14 protein-coding genes are annotated in these 16,061 nt (G+C 72.0%); 9 read left to right on the top strand and 5 right to left on the bottom strand.

The features are described 5' to 3' along the window. Nucleotides 1-18 precede the first annotated feature (18 nt). The 5 genes from F5972_RS12740 (at nucleotide 19) to F5972_RS12725 (ending at nucleotide 6,763) form a co-directional block, all read left to right on the top strand. Nucleotides 19-1,842: an AfsR/SARP family transcriptional regulator gene (locus F5972_RS12740; RefSeq protein WP_150933674.1), complete on the top strand. Its 1,824-nt coding sequence runs from the start codon at nucleotides 19-21 to the stop codon at nucleotides 1,840-1,842. Between the two features lie 125 nt (nucleotides 1,843-1,967). After that, on the top strand, nucleotides 1,968-2,180 hold the full coding sequence (locus tag F5972_RS37160) for an aroma-sacti cluster domain-containing protein (RefSeq protein WP_191910116.1): 213 nt from the start codon (nucleotides 1,968-1,970) through the stop codon (nucleotides 2,178-2,180). Beyond that, on the top strand, nucleotides 2,177-5,266 hold the full coding sequence (locus F5972_RS12735) for an AAA family ATPase (protein WP_191910079.1): 3,090 nt from the start codon (nucleotides 2,177-2,179) through the stop codon (nucleotides 5,264-5,266). Before F5972_RS37160 ends, F5972_RS12735 begins: the two co-directional genes overlap by 4 nt. Next, nucleotides 5,263-6,150, top strand: a complete 888-nt coding sequence (locus F5972_RS12730; protein WP_150933672.1) for a S8 family peptidase — start codon at nucleotides 5,263-5,265, stop codon at nucleotides 6,148-6,150. The genes F5972_RS12735 and F5972_RS12730 overlap by 4 nt, the downstream gene beginning before the upstream one ends. Beyond that, nucleotides 6,137-6,763, top strand: a complete 627-nt coding sequence (locus F5972_RS12725; RefSeq protein WP_150933671.1) for a GAF domain-containing protein — start codon at nucleotides 6,137-6,139, stop codon at nucleotides 6,761-6,763. The genes F5972_RS12730 and F5972_RS12725 overlap by 14 nt, the downstream gene beginning before the upstream one ends. 105 nt (nucleotides 6,764-6,868) lie before the next feature. On the opposite strand, the gene F5972_RS12720 is transcribed toward F5972_RS12725, so the two are convergent. Further along, nucleotides 6,869-7,525, bottom strand: coding sequence for a TetR/AcrR family transcriptional regulator (locus tag F5972_RS12720; protein ID WP_150933670.1), 657 nt, complete (start codon nucleotides 7,523-7,525; stop codon nucleotides 6,869-6,871). A gap of 58 nt (nucleotides 7,526-7,583) precedes the next feature. Between F5972_RS12720 and F5972_RS12715 the strand changes: the two genes are divergently transcribed. The 4 genes from F5972_RS12715 (at nucleotide 7,584) to F5972_RS12700 (ending at nucleotide 9,659) form a co-directional block, all read left to right on the top strand. After that, nucleotides 7,584-8,414, top strand: coding sequence for an SDR family NAD(P)-dependent oxidoreductase (locus F5972_RS12715; RefSeq protein WP_150933669.1), 831 nt, complete (start codon nucleotides 7,584-7,586; stop codon nucleotides 8,412-8,414). A 256-nt stretch (nucleotides 8,415-8,670) separates the two neighbouring features. Beyond that, nucleotides 8,671-8,994: a nuclear transport factor 2 family protein gene (locus F5972_RS12710; protein ID WP_150933668.1), complete on the top strand. Its 324-nt coding sequence runs from the start codon at nucleotides 8,671-8,673 to the stop codon at nucleotides 8,992-8,994. A 39-nt stretch (nucleotides 8,995-9,033) separates the two neighbouring features. After that, nucleotides 9,034-9,162, top strand: coding sequence for a hypothetical protein (locus F5972_RS38810; RefSeq protein ID WP_263641828.1), 129 nt, complete (start codon nucleotides 9,034-9,036; stop codon nucleotides 9,160-9,162). A 212-nt stretch (nucleotides 9,163-9,374) separates the two neighbouring features. After that, on the top strand, nucleotides 9,375-9,659 hold the full coding sequence (locus tag F5972_RS12700; protein ID WP_150933667.1) for a DUF1540 domain-containing protein: 285 nt from the start codon (nucleotides 9,375-9,377) through the stop codon (nucleotides 9,657-9,659). A gap of 27 nt (nucleotides 9,660-9,686) precedes the next feature. Here F5972_RS12700 and F5972_RS12695 read toward each other — a convergent pair whose 3' ends face one another. From F5972_RS12695 to F5972_RS12680, 4 genes are all read right to left on the bottom strand, one after another. Continuing rightward, nucleotides 9,687-12,035: a GNAT family N-acetyltransferase gene (locus tag F5972_RS12695; RefSeq protein WP_191910078.1), complete on the bottom strand. Its 2,349-nt coding sequence runs from the start codon at nucleotides 12,033-12,035 to the stop codon at nucleotides 9,687-9,689. Further along, on the bottom strand, nucleotides 12,032-13,327 hold the full coding sequence (locus F5972_RS12690) for a lysine N(6)-hydroxylase/L-ornithine N(5)-oxygenase family protein (RefSeq protein WP_150933666.1): 1,296 nt from the start codon (nucleotides 13,325-13,327) through the stop codon (nucleotides 12,032-12,034). Before F5972_RS12690 ends, F5972_RS12695 begins: the two co-directional genes overlap by 4 nt. Next, on the bottom strand, nucleotides 13,314-14,813 hold the full coding sequence (locus F5972_RS12685) for a pyridoxal phosphate-dependent decarboxylase family protein (RefSeq protein WP_225311410.1): 1,500 nt from the start codon (nucleotides 14,811-14,813) through the stop codon (nucleotides 13,314-13,316). Before F5972_RS12685 ends, F5972_RS12690 begins: the two co-directional genes overlap by 14 nt. An 83-nt stretch (nucleotides 14,814-14,896) precedes the next feature. Next, nucleotides 14,897-15,943: an ABC transporter substrate-binding protein gene (locus F5972_RS12680; RefSeq protein ID WP_225311409.1), complete on the bottom strand. Its 1,047-nt coding sequence runs from the start codon at nucleotides 15,941-15,943 to the stop codon at nucleotides 14,897-14,899. Nucleotides 15,944-16,061: the final 118 nt, after the last annotated feature.

Here is a 16,061-nt window from a genome sequence, read left to right as displayed (position 1 = left end):
CGGACCAAGGACTGCACCATGGGTGACGCGATCTCACCGCGACTGCACTGCTCGATTCTCGGTCCGCTGGAGGTCCGCGTGGAGGACCACAGGGCGGTCATCGGCGCTCCGAAACAACGGCTGCTCCTGGCGATACTGCTGTGCCACGCGAACGCGGTCATCCCGTCCGAGCAGCTGATCGACTCGCTGTGGGGCGAGACGCCGCCGCGTACGGCCCGCAAGAACCTGCAGGTCTACGTGTCCGCGCTACGCAAGATCGTGGGTGACCGGATCAGCTTCCAGGGGTGGGGCTACCGGATGCGCGCCGACCGCGAGGAGCTCGACCTGCTGCGGTTCCTGGAACTGAGCAGGTCGGGCCGCTCCGCCGTCCGGAGCGGCGACCTCCCCGTCGCCGCGTCGCAACTGGGCGACGCCGTCAGCATGTGGCACGAACGACCGCTTGTGGAGTTCCGCCATGTCCCGCTCGTGGCCGCCGAGGTGGGCCGCTTCACCGAGCTCTTCCTGTCGGTCTACGAGGACTGGGTGGAGCTGGAGATCGAACTGGGCCGCCACGTCGAGACTCTGGGCTCCCTCGACGTCGTCGCCGCGCGGTTCCCCGCCCGCGAGCGCATCGCCGCGGCGAGGATGACGGCGCTGTCGCGGTGCGGGCGGACCGCGGAGGCGCTGTCGCATTTCGAGGGCCTGCGGCGGCACCTCGCCGCCGAGATGGGCATCGATCCCAGCCCGCTGATCAGGCAGCTCTACCAGACCATCCTCCGTTGTGACGGGCCTCCCACGCGAAACCCGGGCCCGGCCGCCGCCCGCCCCCGGTCCGTACGGGCCCTGGCGAACCGGCTCCCCCGCGACGTCGACGACTTCGCCGGCCGGGAGGCGGAGGTGCGCCGCGTTCTCGAGGAGCCCGCCCCCGTCACGGTGATCACAGGCGGGCTGGGCGCCGGTAAGACCGCCCTCGCCGTACACGTCGCGCACCTGCTCGCCTCCCGCTATCCGGACGGCGCGGTGGTGATCCCGCTGCGGCGCCACGGCGTCCCCCGGCCGGCCGCCGGCGTCCAGCGGGAGATCCTGGAGAGCGTGGGGCTGGAGGTCGCCGGAGTGCGCGAGGACGACGCGCTGGCGTCCGTCTGGCGGTCGTGGCTCGCCGACCGGAAGGTCCTGCTGGTCCTCGACGACGCGCCCGACGAGGAGAGCGTCCGCACGCTGCTTCCCGGCACCACGTCGAGCAGGGTCCTGGTGACGAGCCGGAGCAGGCTCAGCGGCCTGGACTCGGTTGCCCGGATCGGGCTCGGAGACCTGTCCACGAGCGAGGGTGTCGAGTTCCTGAGCCGGATGATCGGCCGTGACCGGGTGGCCGGCGACCTGCCCGCCGTCCTGCGGATCTTCCGGAGGTACGGGCTGTCGCCGCTGGTCCTGCGCCTGCTCGGGGCCCGGCTCGCCGGGCTGTGGCACCTGCCGCTCGGTCCGCTGGCCGACCGGCTGGACCGGACCGAGAACGTGCTGGACGAGTTCGCCGCGGGAGACGTGTCGCTGCGCCGGCGGTTCGAGGAGTCCTACGCCCACCCGTCGTGGCCGCACCGCGCCGCGTTCCTCGCCCTGGGCGCGCTCGGCGGCCCGGTCTTCGGGCACGAAGAGCTCGTCGAGGCCCTGGACGGCACCGGCGAGCCGGGCGAGCGGGTCGTCGAGTCGCTCCTGGAGGCGGGCGTCCTGTCGATCTCGCAGACCCCGGCCGACGCGGAGGTGGCCGCCCACTCCCTGTCGTACGCGATGTCACCGCTCGCCCACCGGTTCGCGGCCGAACTGCACGCAGGACCGCACGCCGCACCGCACGGAAACCGGGAGCGCTGAGCCCCGCGTACGCGGTCAGTATGGCGGCGGCATGGCGTCGCCATACTGGCGCTGAACCACGCGTCCCTACCGTTGGCGGCGTACCACAGTGGCCGCGAGGCCAGGCACGACCAGGAGGTGGGCCGTTGAACAGCCACGACGTTCAGACCGGGCCGGCGCCGTTCGACCCGCTGACGGCCCTGCGCGAGGCGGGCCACCCCGTGGACATGCTCAACGAGCGGCAGCGGCAGGTGTTCGCCGAGCTGAGCAGGCCGGAGGTCGAGCTGCTCAACTCGATCAAGACCCGCCTGGACGAGGCGGCCGGCGAGGTCGAGGGCCAGGAGCTCAAATTAGTGTGAACGCCGGGGCAGCCCGCCCTGCGCGCCGGAACGTGGTGGTCGTCTTCATCGACCTGGTGGGCTCGACTGAGCTGGCCGAACGGCTCGACCCCGAGCTCCTCCGGGACATCCTCGACCGGTACTACCAGGCGTGCACCTCCGGGATCAGCGAGCACGGCGGCGTCGTGGAGAAGTACATCGGGGACGCGATCATGGCGGTCTTCGGCATCCCCGCCAGCCGTGAGGACGACGCGCTCCGGGCGGTCCGCGCCGCCCACGCGGCGCTGCAGGGGGTGCGGGAGCTGAGCGACGGCCTCGCTCCGACGCACGGCATCCGGCTCGACGTGCACTGCGGCGTCAGCGCCGGGCAGGCGGTGGTCATCGCCACTCCGGGAGCCGACCTGCGCGTCATCGGTGACACCGTCAACACGGCCGCCCGCCTGCAGTCCGCCGCGGGCGTCGGCGAGATCCTCGTCGGGGACGAGGTCGCGCGCCTGGTCCGCGCCCAGGCGCGGCTGGAGCCCGTGCCTCCGCTCACGCTGAAGGGCAAGAGCAACCCCGTGCGGGCCTGGCGGGTGACCTCGCTGGAGCCGGACGCCGGGGACGCCGACGCCCAGGTCCCGCTCATCGGCCGCGCCGCGGAGACCGCGCGGCTCCGGACGGCGTACCGCGAGGCGGTGCGGGACCACCGGTGCCGGGTGGTGACCGTGCTCGGCGTGCCGGGCATCGGCAAGTCCCGGCTCGTGCGCGACTTCGTCCACGAACTGCCCGCCGGGGTCACCGTGCTCGCCGGGAGGTGCCGCTCGTACGGCGCCGGGATCACCTACCGCCCCATCGCGGAGATGGTCGAGTCCCTCGGTGACGACTGGCCGGACACGCTGGAGGAGGCGAGCGGCGCCGCCCTGCGCGGCCTGGTGACCGGGCACGCCGCACGCGCTCCGCGTACGGGAGAGGACGCGGGAGTCGAGGAGATCGCGCGGGCGGTGTGCGCGCTGTTCGAGGCGCTGGCCCGGCGCGAGCCGCTGGTGGTGGTCTGGGAGGACCTGCACTGGGCCGAGCCGACCCTGCTCGACCTGATCGACGACCTCACGACGTGGCTGGTCGACGTGCCGGTCCTGGTCGTACGGGTGGCCCGTCCCGAGTTGCTGGAGGCGCGGCCCTCCTGGGGGATCGACGTCGGCCGCGCCGTCGCGTTCGAGCTCGGGGCGCTGGACGCGGCGCGGATGGAGCGGCTGGTCGCCGAGCTCGCCGCGCTCCGGTCGCCGGACGACGAGGTGGTCGCCCACGCCGTGGTCGCGAGCCCGGCCCTGTGCCGGCGGGTCGCGGAGAGCTCCGACGGCAACCCGCTGTTCGCCGAACTGCTGCTGGAGACGCTGGCCGAGGAGGGGGAGGACGCCCCGCTTCCGCGCACCATCCAGGCGCTGCTCGGCGCGCGGCTCGACCTGCTCGACGACGGTGAGCGCGACGTGCTCGAACGGGCCGCGGCGATCGGTCACGTCTTCACCCTCGACCAGCTCGGCGTTATCTGCGCGGCCCAGCCGGAGGCCCGGTTCGACGTCGATGAGACGGTCGGGCTCCTGATCCGCAAACGCCTGGTCCGGCGCGGGGAGGCGGCGGGGTCGTTCCATTTCACCCAGACGCTGACCCGCGACACCGTCTACGCCATGACCCGCAAGGACCTGCGGGCCACCTGGCATCTGGCCCTCGCCGACCGGATCTCCGAGCAGATCTCCGGCCGGCTCTCCGGGCCCGCGGAGGTCTCCGTCTGGGCCTCGTCCGGGGAGGAGTCGTCGCACGGCGACCTGACCCACCATCTGGAGACCGCCTGCCTGCTGAAACGCGAGGTGCGGCCGGACGACCCGCTGCTGCCGGCGCTGACCGAGCGGGCCGCCCGCGCCCTCGTCGGCGAGGGCACCCGGGCCCTGCACCGCAAGGACCTGCCCGCGGCCATCGCCCTGCTGGAGCGTGGGCGCGACCTGCTGCCGGCCGGGCACCCCGACCACCGGCCGCTCGCCGTACGCATCTGCGACGCCGGGCTGGCCCGCGGCGAGTCCGACCGGCCGTACGCCGCGTTGGAGGTGGCCGAGCGGATGCTGCCGGGCGACCCGCGCACCCGGCTCACGTGCGCCGTCCAGCGCGAGACGCTGGCGCTGCGCTTCGGCGCCCGGCCGGCCTCGGCCGGGCCGTTCCGCGACCTGCTGGCGGCCGACCCCGGCGACGACCTCGGCTGGTGCCGGTTCCACCACCTGGAGGCGCTGCTGCGCATCGGCGAGGGCCGCTTCGGGGCGGCCGAGGCCGCGCTGCGCGACGCCCTGGCCCGGGCCCGCTCCCTCGGCGACAGATACGAGGAGAACCGCCTGCTCAGCGGGTTGTGCGAGCTGGCGCAGTGGTCCCCGACACCGCTGGCGGAGGGGTTGTCCCTGTGTGCCGGTCTGTCGGCCAGGTTCGGCGCCGACCGGGCGATGCTCCTGCCCGTGCTGGTCACCGAGGCGCGGCTGCTCGCGCTGGCCGGTGACGTCGCCGAGGCCTGGGCCGTCCTCCACGCCGCCGACCGGCACGCCCGGGACCTCCATCTGGACCTGGCGGCCGCCGCGGTCCTCCAGGTGCGCGGGCTGGTGGAGTCGCTCGTCGACCGGCACGCCGCGGCCGAGGCGCTGTTCCGCCAGGCGGCGGCGGACCTCCACCGCGTGGGGCAGTCCGAGCCGGCCCGGACGCTGGAGCTCTACGCCGCGCGTGAGCTGATCCGGCGGGGACGTCACGCCGAGGCCGCGGGAGAGCTCGCCCGGCTGCGCGCGACGGGCGCACGACTGCAGGCCCGCGGTGAGCTGACCCTTCTCACGCTGAGCGCCCTGGTCGCGTCCCTCGACGGCGACCACGGCGCGGCGGGCGCGCTCGCCGCCCGCGCGGAGGAGCTGCTCGCCCGGACCGACGACCCCTGCCTGTGCGGCGACGTGCTGGCCGACCTGGCCCGCGTCCACCACGCGGCCGGGCGCACCGGCCCGGCGACCGAGGCCGCGGCCCGCGCGCTGCGTGGATACGCAGCCAAGGGAGCGGAGCTGCCCGCCCGGCGGGTACGCCGGTGGATCGAGGAGGAGAGGCTACCGTGACACAGCCCCCCTGGCGCCGGGAGCGGCGTGAGCAGTTCCCCGGCGTGCCGGCCTGGAGCCTCGCGACCTCACGGCTGGCGCCGGAGGAGTTCGGCGTGAGCCGCCTGGAGGAGGTCACCAGGGAATGGGCGTGGGGTGACGACGGCACGGGCCCCGCCGACGGGGCGGGTGTGCGCGTCTGCGTGCTCGACACCGGGGTGGACGCCTCCCATCCGCTGGTCGGCGGCCTGGAGCGGTCGCTGGTGGTCGCCGAGGACGGCGACGGCCTGACGGTCGTCGACTGCGACCCGGCCGACCCGGTGGGGCACGGGACCGCGTGCGCCGGACTGATCCGCTCGATCGCCCCGGCCGTCTCGCTGACCTCGGTGCGGGTGCTGACCGACGGGCGCTCCGGCAGCGGCGCCGCCCTCCTGGCCGGTCTGCGCTGGGCCGTCGAGGAGGGGTTCGACCTCGTCAACCTCAGCCTGTCCACGACCAGGAGCCAGTTCCTGCCCGAGCTGCACGAGCTGGCCGACCGCGCGTACTTCCGGCGCTGCCTGCTCGTGGCCGCGGCGCACAACATGCCGGTGCTCAGCTTTCCCTGGACGTTCTCCTCGGTCATCTCCGTGGCCAGCCACGACGAACCCGACCCGATGACCTACTACTACAACCCCGCGCCGCCGGCCGAGTTCTACGCCCGGGGCGTCAAGGTCCGGGTGGCCTGGCGCGGCGGCAGGCAGATCCGCAGCACCGGGAACAGCTTCGCCGCGCCGCACATCACCGGGATGTGCGCGCTCGCCCTGAGCAGGCACCGGTGGATGACCCCCTTCCAGCTCAAGTCGGTGCTCTACCTGGCCGCCAGCAACGTCGTCGTATCCAAGGGAGACGCACATGTCCGTGCATGAACGGCGCTCCGACAGCGAGATCACCGAGCGCAGGCTGCTGCAGTCGACCGTCGAGGTCGCCCGGCACGTGTTCGCCTCCGCCGCGGCGTCGGTCTTCCTGGTGGACCAGGAGACCGGCGAACTGGTCTTCGAGGCCGTGTCGGGCGAGGGGGAGAAGCACCTCATCGGCACGCGCTTCCCGCCCGGCACGGGCATCGCGGGCTGGGTCGCGGCGAGCGGCCAGCCGATGATCGCCGACGAGGTGACCGCCGTGCCGCAGTTCGCCCACGACGCCGCCGAGTCCACGGGGTACGTCCCGCACAGCATCATGGCGGCGCCGGTCATCCGGGAGGAGAGCTGCATCGGCGTGCTGGAGGTGCTCGACAGGTCCTCCGACCTGCGGGGGGAGCTCGCCGACGTGGACCTCCTCGGGCTGCTCGCCGCCCAGGCGGCGTACGGCCTGGAGCTGCTGCTGCGGCTGCGGCGATCGGAGGCGGCGGTCCCGGCCGCGGCCGGCGGGGACGACGTCCACCTCCTGCTGCAGCGGATCTCCGACCGGATGCCCCGGGGCGCCGGGCCCGCCGACCCCACCGCCCTGAAGCTCCTCGCCGTCGCCGAGGAACTGCTGCACTAAGGCCTGTCCGACAATTCACATCAAGTAGCGCAGCGGCATATCCGGGCGGGGCCGCGCGTCCAGAGCGACGAGGTCGTGCGGCCCCTCTGAGGAACGCCGCGTGCTCTAGCGGGCCAGGCGGTCCAGCAGCTCGCCGAGCAGCGCGCGTTCGCCAGGGGTGAGGTCGCCCGGGTCGTTGCCGACCAGCGCACGCAACGTCAGTGCGGCGCTCGCACGGGTCGCGGGGGCGTCGGCGGAGGGCGTGTGCAGGACTCCGGCCAGCGCGGCCTCGCGGACGCGTCCGGACAGCCTGAAGTCCGGCTCCGGCTGGCTGATCAAGGTGAGCGTGATGCCGACGTTGGCGGCAAGCACCTGTTCGGCGGCTTCGTCTGCCGGCACCTTGAGCAGGCCCTGGGTGGCGGCGGCGGTCAACCGCTCGCGCAACGCGGCGTGCGCGGGAGCGGTGACGGCGCAGGGCTTTCCCGGCTCGGCGCGGCCGTAAAGCAGCCCGTAGAACGACGGGTGCTCCAGCCCGAACCGCACGTGCCTGTCCCAGCCCTCGCGCAGGTCGTCCAGCGGGTCGCCAGAGCTCTCGACCGCCGTGTACTGGGTGAAGCCGTGGTTCAGCACGGCGTCGATGAGGCCCTGCTTACTACCGAAGTGGTGGTACAGCGTCGGGGCCTGCACCCCGGCGCGTTCGCACACCGCCCTTGTGGACACCGTGCCGCCGCCCTCCAGCAGCTCCGCCGCGGCGAGCAGGAGTCGATCCCGTGCATTCTGCATGGTTGCTATAGTAGCCTATATAGCGCTACATTGCTTGCTATAGCGAGAGGAGAAGCCCATGAGGACTTGGTTCGTCACTGGCGGGACACCCGGAGGGTTCGGCCTGGTCTATGCCGAGGCTGCACTGGAACAGGGCGATCAGGTGGTGGTGACAGCACGTCGGCCCTCTGAACTGCGGGAATGGGCTGAACCGCACCGCGGCCGTGTGCTGGTTCTCCAGCTCGATGTCACCGATGCCGAGCAGGTGCGTGCGGCGGTCAAGACGGCAGAGGAGCGGTTCGGCGGGATCGACGTGCTCGTCAACAACGCGGGCCGTGGCTGGTTCGGCTCGGTCGAGGGGGCCCCCGACGAGACGATCCGCCGCACGTTCGACCTCAACCTGTTCGCCGTGGTCGAGTTGATACGCGCGGTCCTGCCAGGTATGCGGGCCCGCGGCGACGGCTGGATCGTGAACATGTCGTCGGTGGCAGGCCTCGTCGGCGCACAGGGGTTCGGCTACTACTCGGCGGCGAAGTTCGCGCTCGAAGGACTGTCGGAGACACTGCGCCATGAAGTTGAGCCGTTCGGTGTGCGCGTGCTCGTCGTGGAGCCGGGAGCGTTCCGCACCAAGGCTTACGCCGGCTTCCAGAACGAGCCCGTCAACGAGACCGTCGACGCCTACGTGCCGCTGGTCGAGGGCGTCAAGGCGGCGTTCGTGGAACATAACGGCAAGCAAGAGGGTGACCCTGAACGCGGAGTGCGGGCCGTGATCAGCGCGATGAACGCACCCGTTCCGCCGCAACGGATCGTGCTCGGCAACTCTGGCTACGACGTCGTTGTCGCGATGCACGAGAACGCACTCGCGGAGCTGCGCGCGAACGAAAAGCTCTCGCGCGGTGCGGACTTCTAAGCCTGTTGCCAGAACGCGAGGAGCCTCGTCGGGGTGGATTGAGTTACCACACACAACCGACCCGACGAAGCCTTCATCAGCATGCGCCCCGCGCATGTCTATGCCGCCTTGACCCTGCTCGGCACCTCGAGCTGGTCACCGCGCTGCACGGCCTGTGGCGGGTCGCCGTCCACATCGTCATCGTGCTGCTGAGGTGCTGCAGGGACGTACCAGGACGCGCCCGCGTCCTGGTACCCGAGAAGACCGGAGAGCAGAAATGGACGACATCACCCTTCCCAAGGCTGTCGAGAACTTCATCGCGGCCACCAACGCGCACGACGCGAACGCGCTGACCGCGGTCTTCGGCGACGGGGCCACCGTGCGCGATGACGGGACGACCTACGCCGGCGAGGCCGAGATACGCGAGTGGATCCAGGGGCACCTGATCAACCCCAAGATCGTGATCACGCCGACCTCGTTCGCGGGCGACCGTCTGGTGGCCTCCGGGGACGGTGAGTTCCCCGGCGGGCCTCTGTCCTTCGCGTTCGTGTTCGGCATCAAGGACGACCAGGTCACCGACCTCGCGATCGACCCCCTCTGACTCATCACCGGCCGGGGCGGCCTGAGGGCTGCCCCGGCCATGAGCAGGCGAGCAGCGATGGGCACCATGGACGCGCCCCAGCGCGTGATCGGCCGGCTCGGTACCGGCCCTGCCGCCGGGCGGCTCGGCCTGAAGATCCCCCTTTTGCGCGCCCCGGCGGCGTGCTGATGCGCGCGGGCGATGGTGGAATCGACGCTGACGTCCCAGGTGATGCGCCCGGCCGCGTCCGCCTGGGCTTGCAACGCGGTCAGGATCTGCTGCACTAACGCTGCTCCCCTGGCGGGACTTGGCGGAGTCTGGTGGCGCCGGGGAGATTGCCGACCTGGTCAACAGCGGTATGAGCCGGGCGAAAGCCGTGACTGCCAGGGGGGACGCCGCTCATGGAGATGCCCGTTGTCAACCGTTGCGAGGCCACCTCGTGCGCGTACAACCGTGACCGCAGGTGTCACGCGACCGCCATCACGGTGGGCGACCTGTCCCACGCGCACTGCGACACCTTCTTCACCACCGGAGGGCCGGGCGGCGACCAGCAGACCATGGGACGCGTGGGCGCGTGCAAGATGTTCGACTGCCGGCACAACGTGGCTCTGGAGTGCCAGGCGCCCGGCATCGACATCGGCCCCGTGCAGGACGAGGCCGACTGCATGACGTACGCGCCCGCCTGAGCGGCCCGTCGCTCAGGCGGGTGGTGCTCAGGCGGGCGGCGCGAACCGGGCGATCGGGTTGACCAGGTCACCGGCCGTCTGGAGGGCGGCCGACGGGTCGGTCAGGTCCACCATCTGCCGGTTGTCGCGCAGTTGCAGGCGGTTGAGGCACGAGAGCGCGAACGTCTCCGCGAACAGGTCGTAACGCCGGAACCGCTCGGCGAGGTGGGGCGCCGACCGCCGGTAGTCCGCCGCGCATTCGGCGACCGTCCGCCAGAACGTCTCCTCGCCGAGCACGCCGCCCATGGCCAGGATCGCGTTGAGGAAGCGCAGGAAGCAGTCGAACACGTCGGTGAAGATCGACAGAAGGCGCATCTCCTCGGGCACCTCGGCGCGGATCCGCCGCACGCCGGGCGGCAGGTCCGTGTCCGGGTCCATCACCACGATCTCCTCGGCGATGTCCTTGAAGATCACCCGCTCCACCACGCCGCCGTCGAGCACCAGGATCACGTTCTCGCCGTGCGGCATGAACACCAGTCCGTACGCGTAGAAGGCGTGCAGCAGCGGGGTGAGATAGGCGTCGAGGTAGCGCCGCAGCCACACCTCGGGCGGCAGGCCCGACTGCTCGATCAGCGCCGCCGCGAACGACCGGCCCGCCTCGTCGGTGTGCAGGAGGGAGGCCATGGTGGCCAGGCGCCTGCCCGGTTCGAGGCCCGCGACCGGGCTCTCCCGCCACAGCGCCGCGAGCATCTTCCGGTACGGCGAGTGGGGGCGGGTGGCCGACTCGTACAGGCGGTCGCGGTAGCCGGCGGCGGCCCTCTCGCGGATGATCGTCAGGCGCGTCGCGCGGAAGACGTCGTCGTCCCGCAGCAGTCCGGCGAGCCAGTCGTTGATCGCCGGGGTGGCCTCCATGTACGCCGCGGACAGGCCGCGCATGAAGCCCATGTTGAGCACCGACAGCGCGGTCTTCACGTAGTGCTTCGACGGCGCGCCGGCGTTGAAGAACGTGCGCACCGACTGCTGGGGGAGATAGTCGTCGTCGCCGTAGCCCAGGCAGACCAGGCGCCGCGTGGCGACCGCCGCGGCGAAGGTGACCGACAGTTTGTTCCACCACTGCCAGGGATGCACCGGAAGGAGCAGGTAGTCGGTCATGTCCAGGCCGAGGCCGGCGAGCGTATCCGCGAAGCGGGCGAGGGTCTCCTCGCCGAGTTCGTCACGCGTCAGCCGGTCGTAGTCGATGTCGCCGGAGCAGGAGAACACGCAGTGGTCGCGGTGGGCGGCCAGCCAGATCAGGCGTACGGGGGCGGCGGCCTCGGGGGCGTACCGGTGGTGGTCGCCGACGCCGTAGCCGATCCGGCCGCTGTTGGCCACGAAGCACGGATGTCCCTCGGTCATCGCGGCCTCGATCTCCTGGAAGCCGGCCTTCGCCAGTTCGTCCGCGCCGGCCGCGCGCCTGGTCAGCTTGTACGCGAGGCTCGCCAGGGTGGAGGAGATCTCCTCCAGGTAGACGGGGAGGATCTCGTCGCTCAGCCCGAGGGAGCCGCGCGTCTCCACGACCAGATCCAGTGCGTCGAGAGGCAGGGCCTCTCCCGTCGTGCGGCGGCGGGTGATCTCGCCGATGTGCCAGTGGTCGAGCGACAGCAGCGTGGCGGTGAAGCGGTATTCCACCGCGCCGTCGTCGGACCGCACGGCGTACCGGCCGTCGCCGAGCGGACGCGGGACGAGCAGCCGCTCGTGGGCGAACTCGGCGAGCGCCTTGCGCACCAGCCGCCGGTTGGCCCTCTGCCAGGTCTCTGGCGTGAGATGGGCGACCGCCGCGACAGGATCGACGGCAGGGTCTCCGGTGGCGGCGTGGAACCGCTCGCGGGTGCACACGCTCAGCAGGGCCTCCTTCTCCGGTTTGGCGATCACGCCGACGACCTCGAAACCGACGGCCGCGTTCAGCGCGTGGACGGCGGTGTTGCGCACGTCGGGCTCGACGACCACCCGCCGCACCGCCGGGTCGGCGAAGAGCGTCTCCAGCACGGTCGTGATCACGGCCCGGGAGAAGCCGTGCACCGGGCTGCCGGTGGGCGCGCAGAGGAAGTGCATGCCCACGTCGCCGTCCCGCGCGTCGTACAGGCCCGCGAGCTCGACCCGGGCGGGGTCGTACCGCTCCGCCAGGAAGGCGGGGTGCCCGTCGACCAGCCCGAGGTAGGCGTCGCGGTGCGGGTGGGCCACGATCCGGCGGTACTCCTCGGCGACCCCGGCGACGTCGGCGTCGCCCATCATCCAGAACACCGCCTTGGGATGGGTCACCCAGGCGTGCACGATCTCGGCGTCAGCGTCGGGGTCGAGCCGGCGCACGGCCAGTTCGCCGACCCCCTCGTGGACGCGGCGGAAGACGATCCCGCTCACGCGACCACCCCTTCGGGGGCGCCGAACTCCTGGAAGGCGATCGACTTCTCGATGGGGTAGTGCTCGCGGCCGAGGATCTGGGCGATGATCCACGAGTTGCGGTACGGCCCCATGCCCAGGTCGGGCGAGGTGACGCTGTGGGCGTGGGTCGCGCCGTTCTGCACGAAGATCCCCCGGCCGGTGACGTCGACGCTGTAGTTCCTGGCCACGTCGAACCGGCCGCGCCGGTCCCACCGGATGCGGTCCCGTACGGGATCGAGGAAGGCGGGCGGCTCGTAGCGGTAGCCGGTCGCCAGCACGAGCCCCTGGGTGACGAGCGTGAAGTCGCGCTCCTGCTCCAGGTGGCGCAGGCCGAGCGTGAACTCGCCCCGGGCCGCGTCGTGGGCCGCCTCGCGCAGTTCGGTGCAGGTCAGCAGCCGCGACGGGACCGGGCCGCCGGCGGTCTTGGCGTACAGCAGGTCGTAGATCTCGTTGATCAGCGCCGCGTCGATGCCCTTGTGCAGGCACTTCTGCTCGGCTTCGAGGCGGTATCGGGTGTCCTCCGGCAACGCGTGGAAGTAGTCCACGTAGTCCGGGGAGGTCATCTCCAGGGTCAGCTTGGTGTATTCCAGCGGGAAGAACCGGGGCGACCGGGTCACCCAGTTCAGCCGGTAGCCATGGGTGTCGATGCCGGACAGCAGGTCGCGGTAGATCTCGGCGGCGCTCTGCCCGCTGCCGACGACCGTGATGCTCTCCTTGGCCAGCAGGTCCTGCCTGCGGGCGAGGTAGTCGCTGTTGTGGACGACGCCGCCGCCGAGGCCGCGGCACGGCTCGGGCACGTACGGCGGGGTGCCGGTGCCGAGCACGAGGTGCGGGGCGCGGTGCTCGGTCCGCTCGCCCGCGTCCGTCAGCGCGTGGACGACGTACCGCCCGTCCGCCTCTTCGTACGTCACGGAGGTGACCCGGTGGCCGAAGCGGACGCTCCGCAGCCGCCCGGCGGCCCACCTGCAGTACGCGTCGTACTCCGCGCGGAGCTGGTAGAAGTTCTCCCGGATGTAGAAGGGATAGAGCCTGCCGGTCTCCTTGAGGTAGTTGAGGAAGGAGTACGGCGAGGTCGGGTCGGCCAGCGTGACGAGGTCGGCGATGAACGGCGTCTGCAGCGTGACCGAGTCGAGCATCATCCCCGGATGCCAGGCGAAGCCGGGCCTCGCCTCCAGGAACAGCCCGTCGAGCCCGGCCACCGGCTCGGCCAGGCAGGCGAGGCCCAGATTGAACGGCCCCAGCCCGATCGCGACGAAGTCATGAGTGGACATGCGTCACCTCCGGCTGGCCGGCGAGCGGGGCGAGGTCGTCCACGTGGCGCTGGGCGTGCCCGGCGAGGAGATCGAGGACGTACGCGACGTCGTCCCGCGTGGTCTCCGGGTTGAGCAGGGTGAGCTTGAGGTGGTGGCGGCCGTCGACGGTCGTGCCGGCGACGACGGCCTCGCCCGAGGCGGCCAGCGCCTCCCGGGCGTACAGGTTGGCGTCGTCGGCCAGTTCACGGCCCGGACCCTCCGGCGGCAGGTAGCGGAAGACCAGCGTGCTGAGCGGCGATCGCGTGACGACCTCGAAGCGCGGGTCGGCGGCGAGCATCGCGTGCGCCTCGGCCGCGAGATCCACCACCTGGTCGAACAGCTCGCCGACCGCGTCCGCGCCCATCACGCGCAGGGTCAGCCAGAGCTTCAGCGCGTCGAAGCGGCGGGTGGTCTGCAGGCTCTTGTCCACCTGGTTGGGGATCCCCCGCTCGGCCATCCGCAGCGGGTTGAGGTAGTCGGCGTGGTGGGCGGCGTGCCGCAGCGCCGCGCCGTCCCGCACCAGCAGGGCGCTGGAGCTGACCGGCTGGAAGAAGGACTTGTGGAAGTCGACCGTGACCGAGTCGGCCCGCTCGATCCCGTCGAGCAGGTGCCGGCGTCTGCGGGAGACCAGCAGCCCACAGCCGTACGCCGCGTCCACGTGCAGCCACACCCCGGCCGCCGCGCACAGCCGGGCGATCTCCGGCAGCGGGTCGATCGAGCCGAAGTCGGTGGTGCCCGCGGTGGCGGCGACGGCCATGACCGTCAGCCCGGCGCGGCGGCAGCGGTCGAGCTCGCGGGCGAGCCCGTCGAGCCGCATGCGCCGCTCCGCGTCGGTCTCCACGGCGACGACCGCCTCCGGCCCGAGGCCGAGCAGGGCCGCCGCCTTGCGCACGCTGAAGTGGCCCGCCTCGGACGTGATCACGCGCAGCCGGGACAGCGGCGTCCCGGCGGCGCGGGCCTCCTCGCGGGCGAGGAACAGCGCTTGGAGGTTCGACTGGGTGCCGCCGCTGGTGAAGACGCCGTCGGCGGCGGGACCGAAGCCGATCCGGCCGGCCGTCCACTCGACCATGCGGCGCTCGATGAGCGTGCCGCCCGCGCTCTGGTCCCAGGTGTCGAGCGAGGAGTTGACGGCCGACAGGACCACCTCGCCCAGCAGCGCGGGGATCACCACCGGGCAGTTGAGGTGGGCCAGATAGCGGGGGTGGTGGAAGTAGACGGCGTCGCGGAGGTAGACCCGTTCGAGCTCGTCGAGCGCGGCGGCGTGGTCGTGCAACGGCCGTTCGAGGTCGATCGCGGCGATCTCCGGCGCGAGCCGCGCCGGGGCGGCGCCGCTGAACGGCCGGTCGGTCCGCCCGACACGGCCGGCCACGCGGGCGCTCCCGGCGGCCACCGCACGCCGGTATCCCTCCACGGTGTGGTCGTTGAACAGGTACGACCGCGCGTCTCCGGCGCGGGGATGGGTCATGGTCATCCTCAGTTCGTTAGGCTAGGCAAACCTAAGTTGACAGAGCGCAGACGGGGGCCCGGGTGATTTCCGGCAGGTGCGGGTCAGCCGAGCTTCTTGGCGTTCCGGATCGCCGTCGCCAGGTTCTCCAGGATCGGCGCGGCGCCCGCGTACGAGAAGCGGGGCACCGGGTCCCAGGCGGCGACCTGGCCGGCCTTGACCGCCGGCAGCTTCGGCCAGGCGGGCTTGGCCTCGAGGTCCTTGGGCTGCAGCGCGGTGGGGCGGTTGTCGAGCAGGATCAGGTCGGCGTCGTACTTGCCGGCGTTCTCCCAGCTGAGGTTCTCGTAGTAGCCGCCGTCACCGGGCTTGTCGGGCTGGACGACCTCGACCCCCAGTTCGGCGAAGTACATGAGATCGGTGTTGACCTTGGGATTGGAGACGTACAGCACGTCGGGGCTGCCGGAGGCGGCCATCACCCTGATCCCGGGGTTCTCGGCGACCGCCTTGCGCACACTCTCGGCGGCGGCCTCGAACCTCGCCTTCGCCTGGGCGATCTCGGGAGACTTCAGGTCGGCGCCGAGGGTCTCGGCGAGGGCGGCGTAGCGCTCGATCGTCTCGGTCATCGGCACCCGGGCGGCGCTGACGGCGACCGTGGGGGCGAGCTTGACGATCTTGTCCTTGCTCTCGTCCGGCACGTACCAGAGCGCGCCGGGGTCGTACAGGTGGGTGACGAGCAGGTCGGGGCGCAGCGCGGCGTACTTCTCGATGTTGAACTCGCCCCAGACGTTGCCGAGGATCGTCACCTTGTCCACGTCGAGGTCGCCCGCCTGTGGCTCGGGCGAGCCGTCGGCGCGCTTGGTCTCGCCGAACACGCCGACGAGTTTGTCCTGCAACCCGTAGTCGGCGAGGGCCGCCGCCGTGCCGATGAACGCCACGACCCGCGCCGGGACCCCCGCCGCCGTGGCCGTCTCCTTCCTGTCGTCGGTGAAGGACCACGCCCCGGCGCTCCCACTCGCGGCGGCGGCACTCTGACCTGCGGCGGAGGGGGTGGAGCCGCCCGATCCGCAGGCGGCCAGGGCCAGCGTGAGAGCGGCGGCTCCGCCCACGGCGAAGAGCCCGCGACGGGACATGGTGGTGTTCAGGTTTCGCACGGTTTGTCTTTCTCTTGCATGCTCATGCCCTTGGGGCGGATCGATTGTTAGGTTACCCTTACCTAAGTTCTTGTCCAGAGGGGCGATCGGAATTCGTCCCCCGCCCCGATGGAGCCGG

It is taken from the genome of Microbispora cellulosiformans, assembly GCF_008728085.1.
In the GTDB taxonomy this organism is placed as follows: domain Bacteria; phylum Actinomycetota; class Actinomycetes; order Streptosporangiales; family Streptosporangiaceae; genus Microbispora; species Microbispora amethystogenes.
This window is presented reverse-complemented; position numbering and strand designations above follow the sequence as displayed.